Source organism: Corallococcus sp. AB030, assembly GCF_003668965.1.
Taxonomy (GTDB): Bacteria; Myxococcota; Myxococcia; order Myxococcales; family Myxococcaceae; genus Corallococcus; species Corallococcus exiguus.
The window spans coordinates 59,015-84,284 of the sequence record NZ_RAWQ01000006.1 but is presented as its reverse complement, the minus strand read 5'-3'; the positions used below and the strand labels follow the sequence as shown (position 1 = coordinate 84,284).

22 protein-coding genes are annotated in these 25,270 nt (G+C 70.5%); 13 read left to right on the top strand and 9 right to left on the bottom strand.

From position 1 onward, the window contains the following. Window positions 1–73 precede the first annotated feature (73 nt). A complete protein-coding gene (locus D7Y15_RS03050; protein ID WP_121751663.1) occupies window positions 74–826 on the top strand; it encodes a pyridoxal-phosphate dependent enzyme in 753 nt (250 codons plus the stop codon). A gap of 13 nt (window positions 827–839) precedes the next feature. Here the strand turns inward: D7Y15_RS03050 and D7Y15_RS03045 are convergent, their stop codons facing one another. Then, window positions 840–1,625, bottom strand: coding sequence for a hypothetical protein (locus tag D7Y15_RS03045; RefSeq protein ID WP_121751646.1), 786 nt, complete (start codon window positions 1,623–1,625; stop codon window positions 840–842). Window positions 1,626–1,906: 281 nt separating this feature from the next. Between D7Y15_RS03045 and D7Y15_RS03040 the strand changes: the two genes are divergently transcribed. Both D7Y15_RS03040 and D7Y15_RS03035 read left to right on the top strand, forming a co-directional pair. Beyond that, a complete protein-coding gene (locus D7Y15_RS03040; protein WP_120578082.1) occupies window positions 1,907–2,836 on the top strand; it encodes a triacylglycerol lipase in 930 nt (309 codons plus the stop codon). 21 nt (window positions 2,837–2,857) lie between these two features. Continuing rightward, complete coding sequence (locus D7Y15_RS03035; RefSeq protein WP_121751645.1) at window positions 2,858–3,913, top strand: lipase secretion chaperone; 1,056 nt, start codon at window positions 2,858–2,860, stop codon at window positions 3,911–3,913. A gap of 24 nt (window positions 3,914–3,937) precedes the next feature. On the opposite strand, the gene D7Y15_RS03030 is transcribed toward D7Y15_RS03035, so the two are convergent. Then, complete coding sequence (locus tag D7Y15_RS03030) at window positions 3,938–5,428, bottom strand: mechanosensitive ion channel family protein (protein WP_120578084.1); 1,491 nt, start codon at window positions 5,426–5,428, stop codon at window positions 3,938–3,940. Window positions 5,429–5,511: 83 nt separating this feature from the next. On the opposite strand from D7Y15_RS03030, the gene holB reads away from it, so the two are divergent. The 5 genes from holB to D7Y15_RS03005 all read left to right on the top strand — a co-directional run bounded on the left by holB (window position 5,512) and on the right by D7Y15_RS03005 (window position 11,616). After that, window positions 5,512–6,546: a DNA polymerase III subunit delta' gene (gene holB / locus D7Y15_RS03025; RefSeq protein WP_121751644.1), complete on the top strand. Its 1,035-nt coding sequence runs from the start codon at window positions 5,512–5,514 to the stop codon at window positions 6,544–6,546. Beyond that, window positions 6,543–7,859: a DNA polymerase III subunit delta gene (gene holA / locus D7Y15_RS03020; RefSeq protein ID WP_121751643.1), complete on the top strand. Its 1,317-nt coding sequence runs from the start codon at window positions 6,543–6,545 to the stop codon at window positions 7,857–7,859. The genes holB and holA overlap by 4 nt, the downstream gene beginning before the upstream one ends. 25 nt (window positions 7,860–7,884) lie before the next feature. Beyond that, entirely contained in the window at window positions 7,885–8,334 is a 450-nt protein-coding gene (locus D7Y15_RS03015; RefSeq protein WP_120568058.1) for a hypothetical protein, read from the top strand. A gap of 337 nt (window positions 8,335–8,671) precedes the next feature. Continuing rightward, window positions 8,672–10,567, top strand: a complete 1,896-nt coding sequence (locus tag D7Y15_RS03010) for a M4 family metallopeptidase (protein ID WP_121751642.1) — start codon at window positions 8,672–8,674, stop codon at window positions 10,565–10,567. A 158-nt stretch (window positions 10,568–10,725) separates the two neighbouring features. Then, on the top strand, window positions 10,726–11,616 hold the full coding sequence (locus D7Y15_RS03005) for a patatin-like phospholipase family protein (protein ID WP_121751641.1): 891 nt from the start codon (window positions 10,726–10,728) through the stop codon (window positions 11,614–11,616). 16 nt (window positions 11,617–11,632) lie between these two features. On the opposite strand, the gene D7Y15_RS03000 is transcribed toward D7Y15_RS03005, so the two are convergent. Then, complete coding sequence (locus tag D7Y15_RS03000) at window positions 11,633–12,430, bottom strand: NRDE family protein (protein WP_120578089.1); 798 nt, start codon at window positions 12,428–12,430, stop codon at window positions 11,633–11,635. A 109-nt stretch (window positions 12,431–12,539) separates the two neighbouring features. Here D7Y15_RS03000 and metG point away from each other — a divergent pair, with 109 nt between their 5' ends. From metG to D7Y15_RS02985, 3 genes are all read left to right on the top strand, one after another. Further along, entirely contained in the window at window positions 12,540–14,666 is a 2,127-nt protein-coding gene (gene metG / locus D7Y15_RS02995) for a methionine--tRNA ligase (RefSeq protein WP_121751640.1), read from the top strand. A 188-nt stretch (window positions 14,667–14,854) separates the two neighbouring features. Beyond that, window positions 14,855–15,829, top strand: a complete 975-nt coding sequence (locus D7Y15_RS02990; RefSeq protein WP_121751639.1) for a HEAT repeat domain-containing protein — start codon at window positions 14,855–14,857, stop codon at window positions 15,827–15,829. Further along, entirely contained in the window at window positions 15,826–16,602 is a 777-nt protein-coding gene (locus D7Y15_RS02985; RefSeq protein WP_120578092.1) for a TatD family hydrolase, read from the top strand. The genes D7Y15_RS02990 and D7Y15_RS02985 overlap by 4 nt, the downstream gene beginning before the upstream one ends. Here the strand turns inward: D7Y15_RS02985 and D7Y15_RS02980 are convergent. The 5 genes from D7Y15_RS02980 to D7Y15_RS02960 all read right to left on the bottom strand — a co-directional run bounded on the left by D7Y15_RS02980 (window position 16,589) and on the right by D7Y15_RS02960 (window position 23,412). Then, window positions 16,589–18,559 carry an HD domain-containing phosphohydrolase gene (locus D7Y15_RS02980; RefSeq protein ID WP_121751638.1) on the bottom strand — a complete coding sequence of 657 codons (1,971 nt, stop codon included), beginning with the start codon at window positions 18,557–18,559 and terminating at the stop codon, window positions 16,589–16,591. The two genes, D7Y15_RS02985 and D7Y15_RS02980, sit on opposite strands and share 14 nt — an antisense overlap. 5 nt (window positions 18,560–18,564) lie before the next feature. Further along, window positions 18,565–20,070, bottom strand: coding sequence for an HD domain-containing protein (locus tag D7Y15_RS02975; protein ID WP_121751637.1), 1,506 nt, complete (start codon window positions 20,068–20,070; stop codon window positions 18,565–18,567). A gap of 56 nt (window positions 20,071–20,126) precedes the next feature. After that, window positions 20,127–21,266, bottom strand: coding sequence for a class I SAM-dependent rRNA methyltransferase (locus D7Y15_RS02970; protein ID WP_120578095.1), 1,140 nt, complete (start codon window positions 21,264–21,266; stop codon window positions 20,127–20,129). A 127-nt stretch (window positions 21,267–21,393) separates the two neighbouring features. Beyond that, window positions 21,394–21,768 (bottom strand): hypothetical protein, encoded by a 375-nt coding sequence (locus tag D7Y15_RS02965; protein ID WP_120578096.1) that lies wholly within the window; start codon window positions 21,766–21,768, stop codon window positions 21,394–21,396. Window positions 21,769–21,816: 48 nt separating this feature from the next. Continuing rightward, window positions 21,817–23,412 (bottom strand): NAD(P)/FAD-dependent oxidoreductase, encoded by a 1,596-nt coding sequence (locus D7Y15_RS02960; protein ID WP_120594531.1) that lies wholly within the window; start codon window positions 23,410–23,412, stop codon window positions 21,817–21,819. A 321-nt stretch (window positions 23,413–23,733) separates the two neighbouring features. Between D7Y15_RS02960 and D7Y15_RS02955 the strand changes: the two genes are divergently transcribed. Together D7Y15_RS02955 and D7Y15_RS02950 are read left to right on the top strand one after the other, a co-directional pair. Beyond that, entirely contained in the window at window positions 23,734–23,943 is a 210-nt protein-coding gene (locus tag D7Y15_RS02955) for a hypothetical protein (RefSeq protein WP_169820105.1), read from the top strand. Window positions 23,944–24,137: 194 nt separating this feature from the next. Then, window positions 24,138–24,536: a YciI family protein gene (locus tag D7Y15_RS02950; protein ID WP_233601653.1), complete on the top strand. Its 399-nt coding sequence runs from the start codon at window positions 24,138–24,140 to the stop codon at window positions 24,534–24,536. A 50-nt stretch (window positions 24,537–24,586) separates the two neighbouring features. On the opposite strand, the gene D7Y15_RS02945 is transcribed toward D7Y15_RS02950, so the two are convergent. Then, window positions 24,587–25,231, bottom strand: a complete 645-nt coding sequence (locus D7Y15_RS02945; protein ID WP_120594534.1) for a diacylglycerol kinase — start codon at window positions 25,229–25,231, stop codon at window positions 24,587–24,589. Window positions 25,232–25,270: the final 39 nt, after the last annotated feature.

Sequence of the window (25,270 nt, the reverse complement as noted above, 5' to 3'; positions counted from 1 at the left end):
GAGGGGGGGCTGCCTCCGGAAGACTCCGGCACGTGTCGGGCGCGGAGTGTGGGTGCGCGCCATGGGGGCGGCCATGCGTGGAGTGTTTTCCCTGTCGCGTCCTCGTGCGGGCGGCCCGGTGGTGCTGTGGGGTGGGGCGCAGCCGTCCGGCAGCCTCAAGTACCTCACCTTCGCGCGCTACCTGGCCGCGATGCCGCCGGGCTCGCGCGGGCTGGTGGAGCTGTCCGGCGCGTCGAGCGCGCTGGCGCTGGACCTCCTGGGCCGCGAGCGGGGCCTGCCCACGGTGGCCCTGACGGACACGGCGGGCGCGACGTACCTGCGCGCCAACGGCTTCCAGGGGCAGGTGCGCCAGGTGGACTCGATGGCGGACATGTTCCACCAGGCCCAGTCCCTGGAGCGCGAGGGCTGGAGCTGGCCCCGGCAGCTCACCAATCGAGCGATGGTCGCGTGCGTGGAGGCCTGGGCGTCGGGGCTGCGCGCGCAGGTGCGCGAGCGCTTCCCCACGGTGCGGCACGTGGTGTGTGGCTTCGGCACGGGCGCGACGCTGGTGGGCCTGACGCGCGTCTTCATGGCCGGTGGCTTCACCGTCACCGGCCTGCAGCCCGCGCCCGGCACGTCGGTGCCCGGCTGGCGCACGTGGGGAGCCCAGAACCTGGGCGCGGAGGACCTGTTCTTCGAACACCAGCCGCGCATGGTCCTGGCCACGGCCGCCCCCGCGCCGGATGCCTTCACCTCGCTCCTGGACTGGGCGCGCCGGCAGCCGAATCCTGAACGGGTGCTCGTCATCGCGCACAACGCCCGGGAACCGGACTCCGCCCGCGCCTGAGGCGACCGCGCGCCTACCGGTGCGCCGCTTCGATTCGCGCCCGCACGGCGGCCACTCCGTCGCGCGGGTACGCGGGCACGTGGGACAGCTCGCGTTCAGCCAGCCGCAGGAGCGTGCGCGCGAGGCCCGGCGTATCGCCTTCCAAAGCTCGCGCCAGCTCACCGCCGGTCTCCGGATACACGCGCTCCACGCGCCGCACCGGATCCAACCCGTCCAGCAGCGAAGCAGCAGGGGCGGGGACATGGCGCGCGAGCAGCAGGCAGAACAGGCGCACCGCTTCGTAGAGCCGCGAGCGTCCGCTGAGCCCTTCGCCGCGCGCGTGGCGGCCCACGCCCACCAGCACCTGCGTGAGCCACTGTCCGAAGAGCCACGCGTCGTCCGGGGCCGTGCGCTGGAGCTCCTCCGCCGTGTCCCGCGCGCGCTCGTCCATGCGCTCCGTCACGCCGCCCTTGTCCAGCAGCACGCGGTAGCGGTTGACGCGCGCGAACGCCAGCTCCTCCAGGTCGAACACCGCGAACTCCAGCAGGTGCCCGTCGCGGTACACGACCTTGAGGCCATGCGCCGTCTCGCGGAACGCCAGCGCCACGTCCTCCGCATGGGGCAGCCAGCCGCGCTCCTGTCTCAATGTTTCAGCGTGTCCGGGCCATGCGACGACGAAGAAGTCATGGTCGCTGAAGTCATCCGGCGCGTAGTCGCGCGCCGCCATCGAGCCCAGCGCCACGAGCCCTCGGAAACGGCCGTCCGCGTCAGCCCTGCGCGTCAATTCCACGGTGAAGGCCTGATACGCGGCGGTGTCCAAGCGCGTGCTCCTCGGGAAGGACCCGCATGCTGCCACTCCGACGCGGGGCGCTGAAGTCGTAATGCATTGCGTTGATTTGCGATTATGCGGTGCGTCTCGATTTATGACGCAGCGGGTCGCAGAGGGGAAGGGGAACAAACACATGCGTCTGTCCTGACCCGGAGCTGACACGCTTTTCAGTTAATTCTGAGGTTGGCTTGATTTTTATCAGAGCCTCGCTTTATGGGCTGATTCGCGGGTCAATCCCTTCGATGATCCGCCCTCCCCAATCAGGAGCCTGTATGCGAAACGCCGTCCGGACCCTCGTTCTGACTGTCGCGGTTCTTGCCCTCTGGGCGCAGCCCGCTCGCGCCGCGGATACGTACACGCAGACGAAGTACCCCATCGTGCTGGCGCACGGCATGGCGGGTTTTGATTCGCTGTTCGGGGTGCTCGACTACTTCTACGGCATCGAGTCGACGCTGAAGTCGGGCGGCTCGAAGGTCTACATCACGCACGTTCCGCAGTTCAACACGAGCGAGGCGCGCGGCGAGGCGCTGCTGGCGCAGGTGCAGGACGTGCTCGCGCGTTCGGGCGCGAAGAAGGTGAACCTGATTGGCCACAGCCACGGCGGCCTGGACGTGCGCTACGTGGCGGCGGTGCGGCCGGACCTGGTGGCGTCCGTGACGACGGTGGGCACGCCGCACAAGGGCGCGGACCTGGCCACCTACCTGCGCTCGAACATCAAGGGCGGTTCGTTCACGGAGGGCGTGCTGTCGTACTTCGCGAACAACCTGGGCCTGGTGCTGGGCCTGCTGTCCGGCCACACGCAGTCCCAGGACGCGATTGGCGCGCTGACGGCGCTGTCCGCTTCGGGCGCGGCCACGTACAACGCGAAGTACCCGGCGGGTCTGCCCACCTCCTCGTGCGGCACTGGCGCGGCGACGGGCACGCAGGGGCAGCGCTACTATTCCTGGTCCGGCACGGATCCCTTCACCAACGTCTTCGACGCGTCTGACTACGCCCTGAAGCTGTCGTCCTTCTTCTACAGCGAGTCCAACGACGGCCTCGTGGGCCGCTGCAGCTCGCGCTTCGGCACGGTCATCCGCGACAACTACGACATGAACCACCTGGACGAAGTGAACCAGGTGCTGGGCCTCACCGCGTTCTTCACCGACCCGAAGTCCGTGTTCCGCACCCAGGCGAACCGCCTGAAGACCGCGGGCCTGTAATCCCCCTAGGAGTGCCCCGCCATGAAGCGCCGCGCCGTCATTCTCGTGGTCGCGCTGTGCGCCCTCCTGGGTGCCGGCGTCTTCTCGTGGTGGAAGGTCCGGGCGGAGGACGCGCCCGGACCCGCTGTAACGCCGTCCGCCGTTCCCGTCGCGCAGGGGTCGCGGCCGCAGGGGGCGTCTCCCGCCGTTCCCGGTGCCGTCGTGACGGCGAGCCCGGACTCGCAGGCTGGCGCGCCGCTGCCGCCACTGCCCGGTTCGCTCAAGGACACGGAGGAGGATGGCGCGGTGCTGGTGGATGCGTCCGGGCACCTGGTGCCGAACGCGGACCTGCGCCGGCTCTTCAACTACTACCTGTCCGCCACTGGCGAAGAGTCCGCGTCGCTCATCCGCGAGCGCATCCTCGCGGCCCTGCGGGCGAAGAAGCTGCCTGCCGCCGCCCTGGACGAAGCGGTGCAGGTGCTGGACGACTACCTGGCCTATCTGGAGGCAGCGCGGGGCCTGGGGTCGAAGGGCTCCGTGGCCACGATGGACACCGCCGAACGCCTGGAGTCCCTGCGCAAGCTACGCCGGGAGCACCTGGGCGGCGCAGCCGACGGCCTCTTCGGGCAGGAGGAGGCGGTGGACGCCGTCGCCGTGGAGCGGCTGAAGCTGATGAAGGACGCGTCGCTGACGAAGGAGGAGCGCGAGCAGCGCATGTCGGCGCTGGAGGAGCGGCTGCCCCCGGACGTGCGCGCCAGCCGCGAGGAGGCCGTGCGCCCGTTGCGGCAGCAGGCCGTGGAGCAGGAGCTGCTGGCGGCGGGCGCGACGGCGGAGGACCTGCACCAGCACCGGCTGTCCACCGTGGGGCCAGAGGCCACCGGGCGGCTGGAGTCGCTGGACGCGGAGCGCGCGCAGTGGAAGCAGCGGCTGGCGGACTTCCGCGCGAAGCGCGAGGCGCTGGGCCAGAGCGAGCCGGACCCTGCCCGGCGTCAGGCCGCGGTGCAGCGGCTGCTGTTCGACTCGTTCACCCCGGAGGAGCGCCTCCGGGTGGAGGCCGCGGACACCATCGAAGCAGCCACCGGTTCCGGAGGCGGGTGAGGCGGTATCAGGTTCGCTTGAACCCTATTCGTGCGTGAGGCCGAAGAGCGACCGCAGCCTTCCGAGGATGCGGCCCGCCTCGGGTGAATGGTCCGGCCCGCCGCCCGCGGCCTGGGCCACGGCGCGCAGCTGGGTGCGGCGTTGGGCGAGGAGCGCGGAGAGCTGCCGGGCGAGGCCCGGGTAGTCGGAGAACAGCCGCGCGAAGGTGGGCCGGTCCAGCTCCATCAGCACGGAGTCCTGGAGCGCCACCACCGTGGCGGCGCGGGGCTCGCCGGTGAGCAGGGACATCTCCCCGATGTACTGGCCCGGCCCCAGCCTCGTGATTTCGGACTGGAGCGTGCCGGCGCGCACGCTGACCTCGCCGGAGGCCACGACGTAGAAGGTCCCGCCCTGGTCGCCCTCCTGGATGATGCGCTCGTTGCGGCCGAAGCGGCGCACCACCACCTCGCACTGCAGGCGCTCCAGCTCCTCCGGGCCCAGCGGCGCGAAGAGGTCCACCTGGCGCAAGAGGTCGCGCACGGTTTCGTCCGCCAGCTCGCGGCGGCGGTGCTTCGTCTCGCGGCGCAGCGTCACCGTGCGCTGGGCGTGGGGCAGCTCCATGCCCTCGCGGCGCAGCCGGTACCACAGCCGCGTGTGCAGCTCCTCCTTCACGCTGTCCGACAGCGCGAAGTCATTGAGGAACACGCGCACCATGTACTGCGTGTTGGACTCCGTGAAGCCCACCGTGCGCGCGATGGGCGGCGGCTGCACCAGGATCTGGGGAATCTCCCGGGCCACCTCCAGCAGCGCCTTCTTCACCTGGTTGGGCGGCGCGTCCAGCGACACGCCCACCTGCACCTCGATGCCCACGGGCTCGCGGTGCTGGGTGAAGTTCTTCACGTGCTCCTTGCCCACCATGCTGTTGGGCAGGGTGATGACCTCACGCCGGAAGTTGGCGATGCGGATGGAGCGCCACCCGATGTGCACCACCCGCCCGGTGTGCTCGCCAATGCGGATGAAGTCGCCCACCTCGAACGGCCTGTCCAACTGCAGCGACAGGCCCGCGAAGAGGTTGCCCAGCGTCTCCTGGAGCGCCAGACCGATGACCACCGTCAGCACCGCGGTGGAGGCGACCAGGCCCGCCAGGTCCAGGTTGAGCTGGCTCTGGAGGATGGGGACGGTGGCGAGCGCGTACAGCGTGAAGTCGATGACGTCGCGGAGAATCTTCGGCGTCGTCACCGGCGAGCGCATCCGCACCAGCTTCAGCGCGAACGCCACCGCGGCCCGGATGACGCCGTAGGCGAACGTGAGCATCCAGCCCACGTTCACGAACTTGTGCAGGCCCTCCGGCGTCGAGGCCTCTGGCAGCAGGCGCGCCGCCAGCCGCAGCACCAGGAAGGCGAGCAGCATCCGCACCGCGCCCCGCAGGTCGTCGCGCAGGTCCGGGTCGCGGGTGGTCCGTTGGATGCCCAGCAGGAGCACCGTCAGGATGGAGCCCGCCAGCAGGGGGAGGTGGCCTTCGAGGAAGTTCAACACGTCCGGTGAATCAGACCGGGGGCGCGCGCACGGGTCAAGGTGGCGGTTGACGGGTGGGCGGCGAGCGGGGATACACGCCCCCCATGACGCTTGCCTCGGTGCAGGGACAGCCCCGCGCGATGGACGCGCTCCAATCCGCCTTGCGGTCTGGCTCGGTGCATCACGCCTACCTGTTCGCCGGGCCCGAAGGGGTGGGCAAGGAGCTGGCCGCGGTGGGCCTGGCCCAGGCCCTCACGTGCCCGGAGGCCCCGGAGGTGGGCTGTGGCAAGTGCGCCAGCTGCGTGCGCCTGGCCAAGGGGCTGCACCCGGACGTCACCTGGGTGATGCCGGACGACGAGCGCGTGTCGCGAGGACTCGCGGGCCGCTCCGACTTCACCGGCACGCCCAGCCGCGAGCTGCGCGTGGAGCAGATTCGCCAGCTCCAGGAGCGACTGGCGCTGCGCGGCCTGGAGTCCAAGCGCAAGGTGGCCATCCTGGTCAGCACGGAGCAGATGAACGTCCAGGCGCAGAACGCGTTCCTCAAGACGCTGGAGGAGCCGCCCGCGGAGACCACCCTCATCCTGGTGGCGAGCGCCATGGACCGGCTGCTGCCCACCATCCGCAGCCGCTGCAGCAAGGTGTACTTCGGTCCGCTGCCCGTGGACCTGGTCGCACGGCACGTGCAGCAGGAGCGCAAGCTGGACGCGGACACCGCCGCCCTGGCCGCGGTGATGTCCGGAGGCAGCCTGGGCCGCGCGCTCGCGCTGGACGTGAAAGCGCTGAAGGAGCGCAAGGACGTCCTCACCGCCTTTGAAGCCCTGAGCGGCAACGACATCCCGGCCCTCCTGCGCTTCGCGGAGGCGCACGGCGGCTCGCGCGAGGACGCGGACACGGCGCTGGAGCTGCTCATCCTGTGGACGCGGGACGTGGCGCTCGCGAAGGCCGGGGCGCTGGACTCGCTGGCGAACCGCGACATGACGGCGCTGGCGGAGGACGCGGCGAAGCGCACGTCGGAGGCCGCGCTGCACCGGCGGCATTCGCTGCTGGAGTCAGCGCGCACGGCCATCGGTTCGCGCAACGGCGCGCCCCGGTTGCAGCTGGAGCGGCTGCTCATCGAACTGTGCGTGGAGGGCCGATGAGCGCGGACATGGACGAGGTGCTGGCGGAGGTGAAGGGCGGCAAGGTTTGGCCGCTGTACCTCCTGTGGGGCGAGGAGTTCCTGGTCAGGAAGGGCGCCGACGAGCTGGTGAAGACGCTGGTGCCGGACGCCTCCATGGGGCTGAACCTCGCGGTGCTGGACGCGGCCTCCCCGCGCGAGGTGGCGCAGGAGCTGGCCACGCTGCCGCTGTTCCCCGGGCGCAAGGTGGTGCTGGTGCGCGACCCGGAGTTCCTCGCGCCCAAGAAGGGCAAGGGCGACGCGCTGGCCAAGGCGCGCGACGCGTGGAAGGCGGGCAAGCGCAAGGAGGGCGCCCGGCGGCTGTTGGCGCTCGCGGGCCGTGCGGGCTGGGGCGTGGATCAACTGGACCCCCGCGTGCCCGGCGCGCCTTCGGTGGAGCAGTGGAAGGACGAGCTCAACGTGGACCTGGCGGAGGCGGACCTGTCCTTCCTCCAGGAGGCGGCGGCCTTCTGCCGTGACGAGCGCATCAGCGCCCCGGAAGGTGACGCGTCCGCGCTCCTGGAGCTGCTCCAGAAGGGCGTGCCGCCGGGGCACGCGCTGGTGCTCGCGGCCACGGACGTGGACTCGCGCAGCCCGCTGCTCAAGTTCGCGCAGGACAAGGGCCGCCTCTTCGAGCGCAAGGTGGCCGCGCGCCACAAGGACCTGGACCTCAGTGAAATCTCCAGGGAGTTCCTCGCCCCCTTCAAGAAGAAGCTGGGGCCGGGCGCGCTGGAGGGCCTGAAGGAGCGCATCGGCGGCAACATCCGGCTGCTCCAGTCGGAGCTGGAGAAGCTGGCCGTCTACGCGGAGGGGCCCACCATCGAAGCGCAGCATGTGGCGCTGCTGGTGCACCACGCGCGCGAGGAGGAGTTCTTCGAGCTGACGGAGGCGCTCCAGAAGCGCGAGCTGCGCGACGCGCTCTCCTACGCCGAGGACGCGATGGGGCAGGGCACGCACGCGCTGCAGCTGTTGGGCGCGGTGGCGTCCATTGTCCGCTCGCTCTTGGAGAACCACGCCTGGTTGGAGAAGTACGCGGGCGGCCAACCGCCGCGCACCGGCCGCGACGTGGAGGCGCGCATCCTCCCCAAGCTGGAGGCCGAGCTGAAGGCCACCAAGCGCAAGACGCCCAACGCGTGGGCGCTCGCGTTCGGCATGCAGGCCGCCGCCCGCTACGAGCGCCGCGAGCTGCTCAACGCCCTGGTGGCGTGCGCGGACGCGGACCTGGCCCTGAAGTCCTCCGCCAGCGGGAAGCTCGTCATCGAGCGGCTGTTGTGGACGGTGTGCACCCGCGCCTGAAGGGGCCCGGGCTGAAGGAGCCGCCATGGCGGACAAGCGACGCTTCGACCTCTTCGCGGACCTGCTCGTCACGCGCTTTCCCCAGGCCCTGCGCGTCTATGACATCGCCGGCGGCATGGGGAAGCTGAACGAGTCCCTCACCCAGCGAGGCCGCACGGTCACCACCTTCGACCTGCGCCACAAGCACCTGCCCGTGAAGTACGCGCAGCGGCTCTTCACGCTCGAGGAGCCCTGCGAGGCGGAGCTCGTCGTGGGCATGCACCCGGACGGCGCCACGCGGATCATCATCGAGTACGCCGCGCGCCACGGGCTGGGCTTCGCCGTCGTCCCTTGCTGCTCCGACAATGGGATGCCCTACAAACCGTGGATGCGGCACCTGGCCGACGTGGCCCGCGACGCCGGCTACACCACGGTGGAAGAGGCCGCGCTCCCCATGGACGGGCGCGCGCGAGTGCTGCTCGGCGTGTGGCGCTGACGCACGCCGCGCGAATTCGGGATTATGCTTTGCGTAGCAAGAAAAAGCCGCCATCCTGGGATTGTCCGAATAGAGGACGCCCCCCGTGTGCACTGTCATGGTTCAGGACAGGGGCCCATGAACGGCGAAAAGCCCAGCAAGAACGGGCCTTTGTGAAGGACTCGTAACGAATGCTTCCACATTACAGAAGATTTACTGGGCACTGATGTGCCAGCTGTTTTTCAGTGCCTTCCGGTACTGCGAGGCATTTCGCGGACTTAATGAGTTGGCCTGACAAATGCTGAAAGGAGCGCTGTCCCGGCGACCACCCCCTTTGCGCCGGGCAGGAGGCAGTACCTTGGTTCGCACCCGTTTCGTTTCAGCCCTGCTGGCCTTCCCCCTCGTCGCTTGCGGCGTCGGGGACGCGGACGTCAACACGCAGAAGGATCAGCAGAAGCCGGATGAAGTCGCCGAGGTCCAGAACGCCCTGAGCGTGATTCCGGGCGCGCAGATTGTCGGCACCAACGCGGATGGGACGCCGCACACCATCCAGGGCCGCCTGGGCCAGGCGGACCGCCCGCTGACGGGCTTCGCGGCCGCGGACGTGCACACGGCCATCGCCGGGTCGCTGCCCTCCATCGCGTCGCTGTTCCGCCTGAACGCGAACGACCTGCAGGTCCGCCGCATCAACGTGGACGAGCAGGGCACGTCGCACATCCGCTACGCGCAGACGCTGAACGGTCTGCCGGTGGTGGGCGAGGAGCTGGTGGTGCACGTGGACAGCTCGGGCGCCATCTTCGGTGCGAACGGTTCCGCGCGCGCCGGTGGCACCGTGTCCGCGCGTCCGCTGGTCGCCGCGGAGGCGGCCCAGACGGCGGCGCTGCGCGACACGAAGGGCACGGGCCTGGCCACGGATGGCGCGCGCCTGGTGTACGTGAAGGCCGAGGACGGCCGCCTGCGCCTGGCGTTCGAGGTGCGGGTCACGGGCGAGAGCGAGCTGATGCCGCTGCGCGACCGCGTCTATGTGGACGCGCTCAACGGCGCCACGCTGCTGCGCGTTCCGGAGATCCACACCGCGCTCAACCGCAAGGTCTACAGCGCGAACAACGGCACCAGCACCCCGGGCACGCTCAAGCGCAGCGAGGGCCAGGCGGCCATCGGTGACTCGCACGTCGACATGAACTACGACATGCTGGGCTACACCTACGACTGCTACAAGGTGCTCTTCAACCGCGACTCGCTGAACAACGCGGGCACGGCGCTCATCAGCACGGTGCACTACAGCCGCAACTACGTGAACGCCTACTGGGACGGCACCCAGATGGTGTACGGCGACGGCGACGGCGTGAACTCCATCGAGCTGGGCAAGGACGCGGACGTCACCGTCCACGAGCTGACCCACGCCGTGACGGAGTACGAGTCCAACCTCACGTACTCCGGCCAGTCCGGTGGCCTCAACGAGGCGATGTCCGACACGTTCGGCGCCGTCTGCGAGAGCCGCGTCAACGGCTGGAGCACGGCCGCGGCCATCTGGATGGTGGGCGAGGACGTGTGGACGCCGGGCACGGCGAACGACGCCCTGCGCTACATGGATGACCCGGCGAAGGATGGCGCGTCCAAGGACTGGGCGGCCAACGTGACGTCCAGCACGGACGTGCACTACAGCTCGGGCGTGCCGAACCTGGCGTTCGCGCTGCTCTCCAAGGGTGGCGTGCACCCGCGCCGCACGGGTGGTCCCACGGTGACGGGCATCGGCGTCGAGAAGGCCGCTCGCATCTGGTACTACGCCAACACCAACCTCTTCACGGCGAGCACCACGTTCGCTCAGGCGAAGACGTGGACCGTCCAGGCCGCCGCGGCCCTGGGCTACACCGCGGCCGAGCAGGCGTCCGTGACGGCCGCCTGGGAAGCGGTGGGCGTGGGTGGCACTGTGACGCCCCCGACCTGCACCGCGCTGACCAACGGTGTCGCGAAGACGGGCCTGTCCGGCGCCTCCGGCTCCGAGACCCTGTACTGCCTCGACCTGCCGGCCTCCAAGGCGTCCACCTACGTGATGAGCGGCGGCACGGGCGACGCGGACATGTACATCAAGTTCGGCTCCGCCCCGACGACGTCGTCCTACGACTGCCGTCCGTACCTCTCCGGCAACGCGGAGACGTGCAGCGCGGCGGCGAAGGCCTCGGCGGGCAAGATGTACATCATGATCCGCGGCTACTCGACGTACAGCGGCGTGTCCCTCAAGGGCACGTACTAGTCCCTCGCACAGGTCCGGCGTGAGTCCACGCCGGGCCTCGTGAAGGTCACCTTCCGCCTCCGGGGCTCCTGTCCCGGAGGCGGTCGTGTTTTGGGAGCCATGGCGTCTGTCTCGCGGGAACGGGGTAGGGTGGCCCGACTTCGCACGCGGGAGGATGCATGGGGCGGCGGTTGGGGTGGGTGTTGCTGTCGGTGGTGGTGGCTTCCGGGGCCCTGTCGTGTCACCGGGACACGCGCGCTCCGCGCACCTGCGTGGTGCTGTCGGTGGGAGGCACGAAGGGGCTCGCGCACGTGGGCGCGCTGGATGCGCTGGTGGCCCGGGGCGTGCCCATCGACTGCGTGGTGGGCAACAGCATGGGCGCGGTGGTGGGCGGCCTCTACGCGTCCGCGCCCGGAGCCAACCTGCGCCAGCGCTACCATTCCTTCTTCACCGCCTACGAGGAACAGACGCGCAAGGTCGCCGCGACGCGAGGCGCGGTGGGCGCGGCGGTGGGCCTGCTCGCGGTGCTGGTGTCGGGCGGCGCGCTGGGACCGGCCGTGGCGGCGGGAGCGCTGGGCGCGGCGGGTGGCGCGGCGACGGTGCCCCCCTTGAGCCATGAGCGCTTCGCACAGGTGCTGGATTCCTTCTACGCGGGCGCGCGCGTGGAGGAACTCCCCGTGCCCTTCGCCACCTTCCACCAGGAGCCCTTCGCGGGCGGCATCCGGCTCGTCTCCGTCACACGCGGTTCGCTGGCGGAGGCCGTCTCCGCGAGCGCGTCCAATCCGCTCCTGTTCAAGGACGCGACGCTGGAGCGAATCGATCCGGGCGCGGACCGCGTGTCCGCGACGCCCGTCCATGACGCGTGTCAGCTGTTCCCGGGCGCGCGGCTCATCGCCATCAACGTCACCGGCGAACCGGCCTTCTACCGCTCCGACCTGGGCTGCGACGTGCGAGAGGTCCGCGTGGACGTGGCCATGCCCCCGGTGGAGGCCTTCACCGGCCGGGGCCCTGCCTTCGAAGCCACCTACGACGCGGGCCGTGACGCGGTGATGCGGGCGCGGCTGGACTAACGACTCGGCGAGCCGCTCAGGGCGCCGTGAGCAGGCCCGTCACGTCCCGCCAGTTGCCCTGGCAGGGGGCGTTGTCCGTGGCCAGGTAGTGCCCCACGTGGCCGGGCCCGAGCGCGACGATGGCGGACGAGCGCGTCCCGTAGCCTTCTTCCGTGTGGATGCACAGCGCCTGGAGCTGCTGGAGGAAGTCCGCGGGCAGGCCGTCCTCCGAGAGTGGCCCCGTCGCGGCCTCCCGGGGGGGCAGGGCATGGTCGCCCAGGGCCGCCTGGAGCCCCGTCACCAGCTCCGGCCATGGGCGCTTCGCCACGCCTTCCGCCAGGGCATGCGCCCGCCGCACCTTGGGGAGGGCCAGGTTGTCCAGGCTGTCGTTGGGGAGCACGTGCACGCCGTCCGGGACGTCCTCGTGCAGCAGGTGCGCATGGCCCGGCCTCGCGTAGGCCACCCTCAGGGTGCGCGCGTCCCCGTAGAGCAGGTTGAAGGGCAGGAACTCCGGGGCGGGCAGGGTGCCGAGGTAGCGCTCGATGGCCTCCACCGACCCGGCCTGCAGGGCGCGCAGCACCACCTCGCCCCGGGAGCGGGGGGCCAGGCCCAGGGTCCGGGCGCCGCGCTGGTTCGTCAGGGCGACGACGACCCCTTCGTGGGTGACCCCCATCCACGTGCCGCCCCGCTCCACGTCCTGGCCGCCCACCACGCGGGGGGACTTGGAGAGGACCTTCGGCCCGTGGGCCGGACGCGCGTAGAACTCATCCCGGTTGGCGGCGAGGACCAGCGGCCACTCGGGGTGGGCGTTACGGAGGATCAGGACGGTGCACATGGCGTCCGGTCGATAACATCCATCTTCGCGTCTTGCAGCCCCGGGCCTGCATGTTGGCGATGACCTCGTATCCCCGAGCGGCTATGGTCCGCCGCCCTCAGGAGAGTCCATGGCGGAGAGAACCCTCGTCACCAGCGCCCTTCCGTACGCGAACGGCGCCATCCACCTCGGCCACGCTGTCGAGTACATCCAGACGGACATCTACGTCCGCTTCCTGCGCTCGTGCGGCCAGGACGTCGTCTACTTCTGCGCGGATGACACCCACGGCACGCCCATCGAAATCAACGCCGCGAAGCAGGGCATCCCGCCGGAGCAGTTCGTCGCGCGCTTCCACGACGAGCACCAGCGCGACTTCCGCGACTTCGACATCCGCTTCGACTACTTCCACTCCACCAACTCGCCGGAGAACCGCCACTACGCGGAGCTCATCTACGGGCGCTTGAAGGACGCGGGCGACATCGACCGCCGCGACATCGAGCAGACCTACTGCGAGAAGGACAAGCGCTTCCTGCCGGACCGCTTCATCCGGGGCACCTGTCCCAACTGCAAGGCCACGGAGCAGTACGGCGACGCCTGCGAGAAGTGCGGCAAGACGTACAACCCCACGGACCTCATCGACCCGAAGTGCGCGCTGTGTGGCACGCCGCCGGTTCGCCGCAACTCCGTGCACCTGTTCTTCAAGCTGTCGCGGCACGCGGACTTCCTCCAGGAAGTGCTCAAGCGCCCCGGCTTCATCCACCCGGGCCTGGCCGCCCAGCTCCAGGGCTTCTTCGAGAAGGGCCTGGCGGACTGGGACATCAGCCGCGACGGGCCGTACTTCGGCTTCGCGATTCCCGGTGAGACGGACAAGTTCTTCTACGTCTGGCTGGATGCGCCCATCGGGTACATCGCCACGACGGAGAAGTGGGCGAAGGAGTCGGGCCGCGTCGCGGACGCGCTCGCGTACTGGGGCAAGGACGCGCCCACGCGCATCGTCCACTTCATCGGCAAGGACATCGTCTACTTCCACGCGCTGTTCTGGCCCGCGGTGCTGAACGTCGCGGGGTTCCACATCCCCAACGAGATCAAGGTGCACGGGCACCTGACCGTGAACGGGGAGAAGATGAGCAAGAGCCGCGGCACCATGGTGGCCGCGCGTGACTACCTGGAGCTCCTGGACCCCAGCTACCTGCGCTACTTCTACGCGGCCAACCTGGGCGCGGGCGTGGAGGACCTGGACCTCAACCTGAAGGACTTCCGCCTCCGGGTGAACGGCGAACTCGTCAACAACGTGGGCAATCTGGCCAACCGCGCGCTGTCGCTGCTGGCCGGGCCGCTGGAGAAGAAGCTCGCGCCGGGCCGCGCGGAAGGGCCGGGGCGCAAGCTGGTGGAGGACGCGCTGGCGCGTGTGCCGGAGGTGCGCGAGGCGTTCGAGAAGCTGGAGTACCGCAACGCCATCCGGATCATCACGGAGATTGCCTCCACCGCGAACGCGTTCCTGCAGACGTCGGCGCCGTGGGCGCTGGTGAAGAAGGACGCGGAGGCCGCGCGGGCGGACCTGTCGGACGCGGCGGACGTGGCGTACCTGCTGGGCGCGCTGCTGGCGCCGGTGACGCCGCGCGTGTCGGAGAAGCTGTTCGCGCAGCTGGGGGCGGAGCCGCTGACGTTCCAGGCGCTCGCCACCGCGAAGTATCCGCTGTTGGACCGCACTCGCCCGCTGGGCACGCCGGAGCCGCTGCTGCCCCGGCTGGAGGAGGAGCGCGTCAACGCCATCATCAAGGTCCCCGCGGGGACGCCGGCCGCCGAGCCCGCGAAGGCAGGCGGCAAGGACAAGAAGACGGAGAAGAAGCCCGTGGAAGTGAAGAGTCCGGAAGCGGTGCCCACCACGCAGGCGTCCCCTGGAGCGGGGGCGGCGGAAGGCGCGCCCGCGGCCGACATCGAGTACGCGGACTTCGCCAAGGTGGTGCTGAAGGCGGGGCGCATCGTGGCCGCGGAGAAGGTGAAGGGCGCGGACAAGCTGCTCAAGCTGGACGTGGACCTGGGTGAAGGCACGCCGCGCACCATCGTGTCCGGCATCGCGGAGGCGTACGCGCCCGAGGCTTTGGTGGGTCGGCGCGTGGTCGTGGTCGCGAACCTGAAGCCGCGCAAGCTCAAGGGCATCGAGTCGCGCGGCATGCTGTTGACGGCGGGCTCGGGCGGCAAGGACCTGTCCCTGCTGGAGCCGGGCGACGTACCGCCCGGCGCCGAAGTGAAGTAGCGCGAGCGGTGGCATCCCGGGCGGCGGCGTTGCCTACCGGGATGTGTGCCGTGCGGTGGGCCCGGGCATCCACCGGGACGCGGGCAGGCCAGGACGTGGAGCGGTAGGCCCCTGGCGTCGGACGGCGACAGGGACTCCAAGGACGCGCTGGGTGTGGGAAAGCCTGGGCGCCAGAGAGGTGACGAGACGTGGCGGACTGGCGTGCCGAGCGGGACCGCGCTCTGTTGACCCTGGAGCGTGAGAAGCGGCCGGCGAGCCGGGCCGAGGCGGCGGACCTGTTGTTCCAGATTGCGTCGGAGGAGCCCGCGCACGCCGGGGAGTTCACGGACGTGCTCGTGCGCCTGCTAGCGGATGCGCAGCCGGAGGTGCGCCGCTCGGGCGTGAGCCTGGCGTCCGTCATCCTGCCGCCGGAGCAGCTCCCGGACATGCTCCTGCCAAGGCTGCGCGACGAGGACACCCGCGTGCGGCTGGAGGCCACCGGACGGCTCGCGGACCTCGCGCTGCCGCACGCGCGTGGCGCCCTGGCTGGAATGCTGGAGGACCCCACGCCGGAGGTCCGCTTCGAGGCCGCGCGAGGCATCGCCGCCCTCAAGCACCCCGCCGGCCTGGACGTGCTCGTGGCCGCGCTGGACGTGGACACGCTGCGCTTCCGGGCGCTGGGCGCGCTGGCGGAGCTGGAGGACACGCGGGCGCTGCCGGCGGTGAAGCGCCTCTTCGGCAAGTGGCTGCTGCCCGCGTTCGACAAGACGCAGGCCGCGGGTGTGCTGCTGAAGCTGGGCGACCCGGAGGGCGCGGACTGGCTGATGCAGCGCACGCGCAAGAAGTGGAGCGCGGACCGGGCGCTCGCGGTGGAGCTGTGCGGTGAATTGAAGGTCCCCGGCGCGCTGGAGCGGCTGAAGGACATCCTCGCGGACGCGAAGGACCCGTGCCGGGGCGCCGCCGCGCGCGGGTTGGGCCGGCTGGGGGATGCGCAGGCGCTGCCCTGGCTGCTCGCCGTGTTGGAAGACCGGAGCGCGCCGGAGGACGACCGGTTGGATGCGGCGGACGGCGTGTGGCGGTTGGCCGTGGCGGAGGGCATGGAGCGCCTGCGCGCCGCCGTGCCCACCTTCGCCTCGGAAGAGGCACGGAATGAGTTGGAAGAGCTGTTTCAGGAGAAGCCATGAAGCTGGTTGATGCGCACTGCCACCTGGAGCCGAAGGACTACGCGGACGTGGCTCCAGTGCTGGAGCGCGCTCGCGCCGCGGGGCTGGTGCACGCGGTGCTGGTGGGGCAGTTCCATGGCCCCGGTGACTGGGGCCACGCGCTGGAGGTCGCCGCCCGGCACCCGGACTTCCTGTCGCCCACGCTGGGCATCCACCCGCACGAGGCCGCCCGCGCCACGGAAGCGGACTTCGAGATGCTGGAGCGCACCTGCGCCCGCCCGGAGCTGCGCGCCGTGGGAGAGGCCGGGCTGGACTACTACTACGACCACTCGCCGCGCGAGATTCAGGCCACCGTCTTCCGGCGGCAGTGCGCGCTCGCGAAGCGCCTGTCCAAGCCGCTGGTGGTGCACGTGCGCGACGCGCATGACGACTGCGAAGCGGCCCTTGCTGCCGAGGACGTCACCAGCGGCGTCATCCACTGCTTCACCGGCGACACGGCCGCGGCCCGCAAGTACCTGGACCGGGGCTTCTTCCTGTCGCTGTCCGGCGTCGTCACCTACAAGAAGACGGAGGCCCTCCAGGACGCGGTGCGCTTCGCGCCGCTGGAGCGCCTGATGGTGGAGACGGACAGTCCCTACCTCGCGCCGGTGCCCCACCGCGGCCGCAAGAACGAGCCCGCGCACGTGTTGGAGACGGCGAAGAAGGTGGCGGAGCTGAAGGGCGTGTCGCTGGAAGAGGTGGCCCGCGTCACCACGGCGAACGCGGCCCGCCTCTTCAACCTCACGCTGGGGTGAGCGCGTTGGCCAGGGCCTCCAGGTCCTGGTCCAATTGCGGCATGTCCAGCAGCAGCGCGTCCGGGTCGTAGACGAAGTCCGCCTGCTTCAGCTTCAGCAGGGCCTGCAGCGCGGGTTCGCCCGCGTGGCCGCCGAACGCCGCATGCACCACGCGGCCGCGCTCCAGGTGCAGCGAGCCCTCCAGCGTGTGGCTCCGCAGCTGGAGCTTCCCGCTCTTCTTGCCGCCGCCCAGCGTGCGCAACAGCTCCTTGGGGGGCAGCTCATCGAAGCTGCCGCGCACCACCCGGCCCGGGCCGTTGTGCTGCACGCGGTCCTGGAAGAGGGACAGCACCGTGCGGGCGACCTCCGCCTTGTCGCTCGGGGAGAGCACCGCCGTCGCGCCCGCCATCAGCAGCCGCTCGCGAGCCTGGGCATCCGGTTCGCCCACCACGGCGATGGGAAGGCCCGCGCTCTCCGGCATGGAGCGCACGGCCTCCAGCAGGTCCATCACCTCCTGCTGGCCCAGCCGCAAGCTCACCACCAGCACGTCGCAGTCCAGCCGAGACAGGCCGTCCAGCGCGCCGTCCAGCGTGGACAGCGCGTGCGCCACCAGCTCCTGCTTGAGCACCGCCTCCAACAGCTCGCCGCGCGTGGCCTCGTCCGGCTCCGCGATGAGCACCTGGCGGCCTTCGCTGGCCAGCCGGTGCACCAGCAGCGCGCCGCTCTGCAGCTGCCCGACGATGTCCGCCACCACCGGGTCGTAGAGCACGCCCGCGTTCTTCTTCAGGTGCTCCAGCGCCTGCTGCTTGTTGAAGACGCGGCCGTGCGCGTTGCCCGGGTTCTTGGTCAGCTCCAGGAAGCTGTCCACCGCCGCCAGGATGCGCGCGCCCAGGGTGATGTCCTCGCCCTTGGCGCCCTGGGGCGTGCCGGAGCCATCCCAGGCTTCGTACAGCTGCGCGAGGATGGTGTTCACCTGCGCGGGCAGGTGCACCGTCTCGAAGAGCTTCGTGGGCGCGCGGCAGCACGCCTTGGCCTGGGCCTTCCACTCCGGATTGGCCGCGTTGCTCGCCAGCGAGAAGTGCCGCTCCGGGGGCTTGCCCAGGTCGTGCAGGTACGCCGCGATGGACAGCGCCGCCAGCTCCTTGTGGGGCATGCCCATGCGCTGACCGACGATGCCCGCCTGCCGCGCCAACTGCGCGGAGTGTCCCCGGTGCCGGGGCCGGTCCTGCTCCAGCAGGCCCACCATCAGGCTCAGCGTCTCCACATAGTCCGTGTCGCTGATGAGCCCGCGCGGGCCGCCCGGCTCGCGCCGCTGCGTGGAGACGCGCGCCACGTTGGTGCCGCTGCCGCCGCGCTGCAGCCGCATCCGCGCGTCCGTCTCCAGCCGCATGCTCAGGCTGGTGGCGTTGCTGCGTCCGGCGGAGCTCCCGCTGCGCCCCGGCTCCGCGCCCACGTGCGTGTTCGACGGGGTGTCCGGACGGCGCGGGCCATTGTTCGCGGAGGGGCCCTCCAGCAGCGTGGTGAACGCCGTGGGGTCGCCGTAGTAGTGCTTGCGGATGGCCGCGGAGATGGCGCTGCGCAGGCCGATGTACGCGTAGACCTCCGACATGCCGGTGACGAGGGCGATCTCGTCGAGCAGCGACTTGTTCTGCGGCTCGGCGGCCACCACCGAGAGCAGCTTGCGCTCCGGATCCACGGCCAGCGGGAGCACGTTCTGCGCTTCCGCCAGCCGCACCGGCAGCTTGTCCAACACCTTCGTGTCGATGCGGGCCTTGGCCAGCTTGTCCGCGGTGACGAAGCGGGTCTGGAACTCATTGGCCAGGAGCCGCAGCAGCGCGGCCTCCTGGAGCAGGCCCAGCTCCACCAGACAGTCCCCCAGCTTGTGGCCGGTGATCTTCTGGTGCTCCAGACCCTGCTCCACGGCCCCCGGTGTCACGAGGCCGGCCTCAATCAACCGCTCTCCCAGCCGCTTCGCCATGGACTTCAGCCCTCCGAGGAGCCACCACCCTCACCACCGGACTTCGGGGGCGGCGCCAGCGCGCTGAACGGCTTGAAGGTCAGCTCGCCGGGCAGGCTCTTGGGGTCGCGGGGAGGACGGTCCTCGCGCGGCGGACGCTCGGCGCGGGGCTCGCGGGGAGGACGGTCCTCGCGGGGAGGACGGTCCTCACGCGGCGGACGCTCGGCGCGGGGCTCGCGCGGAGGCCGCGGCGGACGCTCCGGACGGGCCTCCTGGGTCGCGGGGGCGGCAGTGCCCTCGCCGGCAGGAGCGGACGGGCCCTTTTCGGCGCGCGCCTTGCGCTTCTCCTCGCGGTGCTTGCGGCGGCCGCCCTCCACCGGAGCCCGGCCGCGGCCGGTGGGCACGAAGCCCTTCCAGAGGGAGCGGTCGTACGCGCGCAGGTGGTCCGTCCAGCGCTCGTTCGGGTCGCGCTGCATGGCCTCCACCCACGAGGAGATGCGCGCGTCGAGCGAGCTGAGCGTGTCGACGATCTGCGCCTCCAGCGTCACCGGCACCTTCGCGCCGGACGTCCCCTGGGAGATCGCCAGGTGCGTCAGGTGCTGCTCCAGGAGCGGCGGGAAGCCCGGGATGCCCAGGGTCTTCTCGCGGATCTTCTGCGCGGCCAGCACCGCGTGGCCCACCAGCCGGCCCTCGTCGGAGGTGTCGAAGCCCTTGTCGGACGCCCCGTCGCCGCCCTTCATCACGTCGTGCAGGAACGCGCCGGCCAGCAGCAGGTCGCGGTCCGCCATGGGGTAGTGGTCCGACACGCGCAGCGTCAGGCGCATCACCGACAGGACGTGCTCGGCCAGCCCGCCGCGCCACGCGTGGTGCACGCCCTTGGCCGCGGAGGCCACCGGCAGCGCCGCGGACACCTGCGCGTCGTCCAGGAACGCCAGCAGCAGCTGCTTCACGAACGGGTCGTTGACGCGCTCGGTGATGAGCTCACGGATCTGCCCCACCGCGCGCGGGCCACCGCCGCCACCCTCGTGGCGTTCGGCCTTGCCTTCAGCCTGCTTCGCGTCGCCGGACTTGGACTCGGACTTCACGTCGCCAGTCTTGGTCTCGGACTTCGCGTCGCCAGACTTGGACTCGGCCTTCGCCTCGGCGGGCGGGGCGGGGGGCGGCTCGAACTCCTTGGGGTCGAGCGGCTCCGGATCCAGGCGCTCCACGGCCTCCACGACGACCTGGGTGCGGCCGTGGAAGACGATGACGCTGCCCTGCACGAGGACGAAGTCACCGCTCTGGAAGGCGGGCTCGAGCGCGTCCACCTTGTCGAACACGCGCGCGTCCACGGTGCCGCTCTTGTCGGCCAGGGACAGCGACAGGAACACCTTGCCGCTGCGCGCGTTCACCTTCTCCTTCTTGGTGACGCGGAAGACGGTGTTGACCCGGTCCTTCTCGCGCAGGTCCGCCGCGTACACCTTGCGGACGGTCTCGACGGAAGCCTCCGGGGTGGAAGAGGTCGCGGCCTGGGATTCGTTTTCGGTTGTCATCGCGGCGCGGACACTAACACCGAGGAGGGCCCGTCGAGGGCGAAACAGCACGGGCTTCAGCTCACCTCGAGCGCCACCGCCTCCAGGTACTCGGCCCCTGGGGAGCCGACCGGCGCCGGGTGGTCCGGCGGCAATCCCATCCGTACCAGCCGGAATGCGATGCGCGCCTCCTGCTCGCAGGCCGTGGCCACGCACTCCGTGAATGAGCCCAGCGCCAGCGGTGGGTGATAACCGACCACGAGCAACCGTCCCCCATGGCGGGTGCGCCGCAGGGCCAGCCGCACCTGTTCGATGAAGTCCTCCTCGGACGCCACCCCCAGCGTGTCGAGCAGCACCAGGTCGAAGGTGTCCTTGAGGGCCCGGAGCACGGCCAGCGGCTCGCCCTGTTCCACCGTCACCCGGCCGAGCAGCCCGTTGGCCTCCGCGTTCTCCCGCGCCAGGTCCGCCGCGTCCGCGTTGCCGTCGAAGGCGAGAATCTGCTTCGCCCCGTGCCGCCCCGCATGGACGAAGAGGCCGCCCACGTTGCACGCCACGTCCAGCACCCGGTCCCCGTTGCCGGTGCGGCTCAGGAAGCGGCGCAGTTCGCGGTGGTCGTACCCGTAGCCCGTGCCCCGGCCGTAGGTGAGGTCCACGGTGAAGCGCGCGCCCATCTCCAGCAGGCGGCACCAGCGCGGCGGCGTGCCGTACATCACGTGCGGGCGCTGCGCGGGCAGACCCAGCGCCTTTCGCCGGAGCGTGTCGTTGCGCAGCAGCACGGAGGCCGCCCCCGTCACCTCTCCCAGCGTGCGGGTGATTTCCTCCTGCCGCGCGTCCATGGAGCGGGTGAGCGTCTGGACGACGAAGTGCTGATCATACCGGTCCACGATGAGGCCCGGCAGCCCGTCCCCGTCGTCGTTGACGATGCGGCAGAAGCGCGGGTCGTCCACAAGGCGTCCGCGCCGCTCGAAGGCGTGGCGCACGTGGCGGGGGATGAGGCCTTCCACGGACTCGTCCGGCAGGCCCAGGCGGCGCACGGCGTACGAGGCCTGGAGGTCCACGTCTCCCAGCCCCAGGACATGCCCGTCCTCGTCCTTGAGCTGCATGGGCGTGCCGGGCTGCGGCTCGCCCTCCATGGAGACGATGTCCTCGCGGCGCAGCCAGGGGGCGCCATGGCGCAGCTTGCGGGCGGCTTCTCGGGACAGGTAGGTGCTGAGCAAGGTGCGGTCCTCCTCCAGCGCGATGGAAGGCGCCCTGCGGGGTGCCTTCCATCAAACATGGGCCGTGTGGGGCCTGCTGGCGGCGAGGGCCGTGCCGCTGCCCCGGAGGGCAGGGGAGTAGGCGTCGCTAGAGGACGGGCGGAGGCCGCTTGTATGCCTTGAAGGACACCCGGGTGAGCATTCCGCTGACCACCAGGGCCAGGGCAATGCCCATCATCCGGACATTCCAGTTCGTGCCGGTGAAGAGCAGCACGAGCGCGAGCACCCCCGCCGCCACCGCGCCCACCACCGTGAGCGTCTGGGCGCGTTTGGACATGTCCTGGCCATGGGGCTTCTTCGCCCGGGCCAGGACGGGCAGCGAGGACGCCTTGCGCCACTTCTCCGCGCCGTCCTCGCGCACCTCGTCGTCCGGGTCCACCAGGCCCTGCACATAGGCGCGCTCGATGTCGCCCAGCGAAGGGAACATCAGCTCACCATCCGGAGTGCGCACGCGGTACGCCATGGGTCTTCCTCCCTCCCGGCCTACCCTGCCCGGAAGGGGGCGGGGACCTCAAGCCAGCTCGGTGGCAATCTGCTCAGCGGCGCGCAGTCCATCAATGGCGGAGGACACGATACCGCCCGCGTAGCCGCAGCCCTCACCGACGGGGTACAGGCCACGCATGGACACGGACTGCAGGTCGTCTCCCCGGGTGATGCGCACGGGGGAGGACGTCCGGCTCTCGATGCCGATGAGCTTCCCCTCGTCGCTGATGAAGCCCTTCATCTTCCGGTCGAACGTGCGCAGCGCAGCCTTGAGCGACTGCGTCAGCCGCTCCGGGAAGAGCTTGTTCAGGTCCGTGTGCGCCAGGCCCGGGCGGTAGCTGGTGTCGCCCGGGTCCTTCTTCACGCGGCCGGCCAGGTAGTCGGGAATCGTCTGCGCGGGCGCGAAGAAGCGGCCTCCGCCCAGCTTGTAGGCTTCGCTCTCCCAGTGGCGCTGGAACTCCAGGCCCGCGAGCGGCCCGTGGAAGCCCTCGCGCGCGAAGTCCGCGACGGACACCGACACGACGATGCCCGCGTTGGCGAACTTCGCGTTGCGCCGCGAGTTGCTCATGCCGTTGGTGCACTGCAGCCCCTCTTCCGTGGGCGTGGGCACGACAATGCCGCCGGGGCACATGCAGAACGAGTAGACGCCGCGCACCTCGCCGTCCACGTCCAGGTTCTCCGCCAGCTTGTAGTCCGCCGGCGGCAGCTTGGAGTGCTTCGCCGCGGAGCCGTACTGGATGCCGTTGATCAGCGACTGCGGGTGCTCCGCGCGGAAGCCCAGCGCGAAGGGCTTGGCCTCCACGCTCACGCGGCCGTCGGCGGCGAAGCGCTCGTACAGTTCGCGAGCGGAGTTGCCCGGCGCCAGGATGACGCGGTCGCTCTCCAGCGTGCGCCCGTCCGCCATCTTCACGCCCGCGATGCGGCCGTCGCGGTAGAGCAGGTCATCCACTCGCTGCTCGAAGTGCACCTGGCAGCCGCCCGCGATGAGCTCGTCGCGCAGCTTCGCCACCGCGCCGGGCAGCAGGTCGGAGCCGATGTGCGGCTTGCCCTCGATGAGGATTTGATCCGGCGCGCCGTACTTCGCGAAGGCTTCAATGACCTTGCGCACCATGGGGTGGTTGATGCGCGTGGACAGCTTGCCGTCCGTGTACGCGCCCGCGCCGCCCTCGCCGAAGTTCATGTTGCTCTCGCGGTCGAGCGACCCGTCGCGCATGAGCTTCGCCACGTCCTTGCGGCGCGTCACCACTTCCTTGCCGCGCTCCAGCAGGATGCTGCGCACGCCACGCTCCAGCAGGCCCAGCGCGCAGAACAACCCCGCGGGTCCGGTGCCGATGATGAGCGGCAGCTTCTCCGGCTCCTTCACGCGCGTGGGCATTTCCGGCGGGGGCGGGGCCTCGCTCACATCCGGGGGCAACCGCGGCGCCTTGCCGCCCGGGGCCAGCTCCACCTCCAGTGTGTAGATGTAACGCGGGCTGCCCTTCTTGCGCGCATCCAGCACCGAGCGCACCACCCGCACGGACGCGAGGTCGCTCCGGGTGACCCCCAGCTTCTCCGCGGCGCGCTGGCCGAGCAGCTCCTCCGGCTCGTCCAGCCACAGCCCGATGTTGTTCACCCGGTACGCCATTGTGTTCTGACTCCTCGGTGGTGGGCGCGTATGTGCTCCACCCCCCGGAGGGAATGCAAGCACTTGAAAAGACAAGATGCCCCGTGGGGTGGGTGCGTACCCGCCGTTACACCCGGCAACGCCGTTCCAGGCAGGGCGGACGTCCGGGTGCGTAACCCCCTTCGCACCTTCCACGTTCCGTGCCGTCCATTTCCGGGCTTCAACCCCTCAGGACTGCTGGAGAATCCGTTCGGAAGAGAACGGCTGGCACGGAGGTTGAAGACCGGACTCCCACGCAGTTGCGGCGCCGGACAGTTGGCGCCGATTCCGGAGGCAATTCCCGTGAGCACCGACCAGAAGGGCACCCGCATCCTCGCGCGCACGTTCTTCAACCAGCTGCGCGCAAGCGGTTACACGCCGCACCAGGTCATCGGCATCGCGACGGAACTCCTGGAGCTCGTGACGACCGACCTGAAGGAAGGCGACAAGGCGGTCGCCGCCCAGTCGACGCCAGCCCCCGACTCCGGGGCAGGCTTTCAGCAGCGCGTGTAGCCCGTTAGAATCCAGCGCATCAACCCTCCGCGGGTGAGCGGGCTCCGGACTGGTTCCGGGCGCCCCACCCGCGAGGTGACGGGGGGCTCCACAAAGATTCGCAAGAACGCTGTCGATCTCCGACACGCCTGTTCGTCGCCGTGGTGAGACGCCATTCAGGGCCGGCTCAAACCAGGGGACAGACGATGCGGGTGATGGTGTTCATGATCGCCAACGAGGACAGCGAAAACGCCGTGCCCCCCACGCCCGAGGCGTTCGAGGCGATGGAGCGGTACACCGAGGAGCTGGTCAAGGCTGGCATCCTGGTGGCTGGCGCCGGCCTCAAGCCCTCCTCCGAAGCCAAGCGCATCGCCTGTGAAGGTCCCGGCCGCACGGTCATGGACGGGCCGTTCACCGAGACCCGCGAGCTGATCGCCGGCTTCTCCATCTGGAAGGTCAAGGACATGGACGAGGCCGTGGCCTGGGCGAAGCGCTGCCCCAACCCCATGTCGGGCCGGAACGTGATCGAGATCCGGCCGTTCTTCGAGGCAGAGGACATGGCCGAGGCCCTGTCGACCGATGCCCAGACGCGGGAGAAGCTCGGCGTCGCCTGAGGCCGTCGGTTTTTCGTGGCCGCGCGACGCGCCGGGTCGTCCTCAAGCCTTCAGGGCTGGGGGTGGCGACGGCGCTCGCGGGCGGCGGCGGCGGCGATGACGAGCAGCGCGGCGGTGAGCGCGGTGAAGACGAGGCTCGCGGACGTGAACGCCGTCAGCGCAAGCAGCCCCAGCGACAGCAGGAACGCGAGCGCATCCACCGCGGCGGGCCTCGGCTGAGGCAGCACGAGCACCGTGGCGCACGCGGCCAGCGGCACACCCAGCGCGACCTGCCGGAAGATGGCGTCGGTGCTGGTGCGCACCGTCTCCCAGTAGTTGATCAGGATGGCGGCGAAGATGACCACCGTGCCGCCCGCGAGCACGAGCACGCCCGCGGCCGCCGCGTCCTTGGTGAGCCGGGCCTTCTCGTCGAACTGCTGCACGGCCAGGTCCACCAGCTGCTCCAGCGCGCTGTTGAGGATCTCCGCGAAGAAGATGAGCAGCACGCAGAAGATGAGCGTGACCTTCTCCGCGAGCCCCAACGGGATGCCGCTGCCCACCAGCCCCACCAGCACGCCGGAGATGAGGTGGATGCGCATGTTGCGCTGCCAGGCCACGGTGTGGATGAGCCCTGCCCACGCATGTCCGAACGAGGCGAACAGGCCGTTGCTGCGGCGGGAGGGAAACTGGGGACGGGGGGTTACAGGAACGGTCATCGGAAGGTGAAGGGGTGGGCAGGCTAGCACCCACGGGTC

Bases quoted from the DNA above. Each gene is read 5' to 3' on its own strand.
- holA (WP_121751643.1), top strand. From the start codon at position 6,543: ATGAGCGCGGACATGGACGAGGTGCTGGCGGAGGTGAAGGGCGGCAAG.
- D7Y15_RS03005 (WP_121751641.1), top strand. From the start codon at position 10,726: ATGGGGCGGCGGTTGGGGTGGGTGTTGCTGTCGGTGGTGGTGGCTTCC.
- metG (WP_121751640.1), top strand. From the start codon at position 12,540: ATGGCGGAGAGAACCCTCGTCACCAGCGCCCTTCCGTACGCGAACGGC.
- D7Y15_RS02980 (WP_121751638.1), bottom strand. From the start codon at position 18,559: ATGGCGAAGCGGCTGGGAGAGCGGTTGATTGAGGCCGGCCTCGTGACA.
- D7Y15_RS02950 (WP_233601653.1), top strand. From the start codon at position 24,138: ATGGTGTTCATGATCGCCAACGAGGACAGCGAAAACGCCGTGCCCCCC.
- D7Y15_RS03050 (WP_121751663.1), top strand. From the start codon at position 74: ATGCGTGGAGTGTTTTCCCTGTCGCGTCCTCGTGCGGGCGGCCCGGTG.
- D7Y15_RS02960 (WP_120594531.1), bottom strand. From the start codon at position 23,412: ATGGCGTACCGGGTGAACAACATCGGGCTGTGGCTGGACGAGCCGGAG.
- D7Y15_RS03040 (WP_120578082.1), top strand. From the start codon at position 1,907: ATGCGAAACGCCGTCCGGACCCTCGTTCTGACTGTCGCGGTTCTTGCC.
- D7Y15_RS02985 (WP_120578092.1), top strand. From the start codon at position 15,826: ATGAAGCTGGTTGATGCGCACTGCCACCTGGAGCCGAAGGACTACGCG.
- D7Y15_RS02945 (WP_120594534.1), bottom strand. From the start codon at position 25,231: ATGACCGTTCCTGTAACCCCCCGTCCCCAGTTTCCCTCCCGCCGCAGC.
- D7Y15_RS03015 (WP_120568058.1), top strand. From the start codon at position 7,885: ATGGCGGACAAGCGACGCTTCGACCTCTTCGCGGACCTGCTCGTCACG.
- D7Y15_RS03000 (WP_120578089.1), bottom strand. From the start codon at position 12,430: ATGTGCACCGTCCTGATCCTCCGTAACGCCCACCCCGAGTGGCCGCTG.
- D7Y15_RS02965 (WP_120578096.1), bottom strand. From the start codon at position 21,768: ATGGCGTACCGCGTGCGCACTCCGGATGGTGAGCTGATGTTCCCTTCG.
- holB (WP_121751644.1), top strand. From the start codon at position 5,512: ATGACGCTTGCCTCGGTGCAGGGACAGCCCCGCGCGATGGACGCGCTC.
- D7Y15_RS03035 (WP_121751645.1), top strand. From the start codon at position 2,858: ATGAAGCGCCGCGCCGTCATTCTCGTGGTCGCGCTGTGCGCCCTCCTG.
- D7Y15_RS02975 (WP_121751637.1), bottom strand. From the start codon at position 20,070: ATGACAACCGAAAACGAATCCCAGGCCGCGACCTCTTCCACCCCGGAG.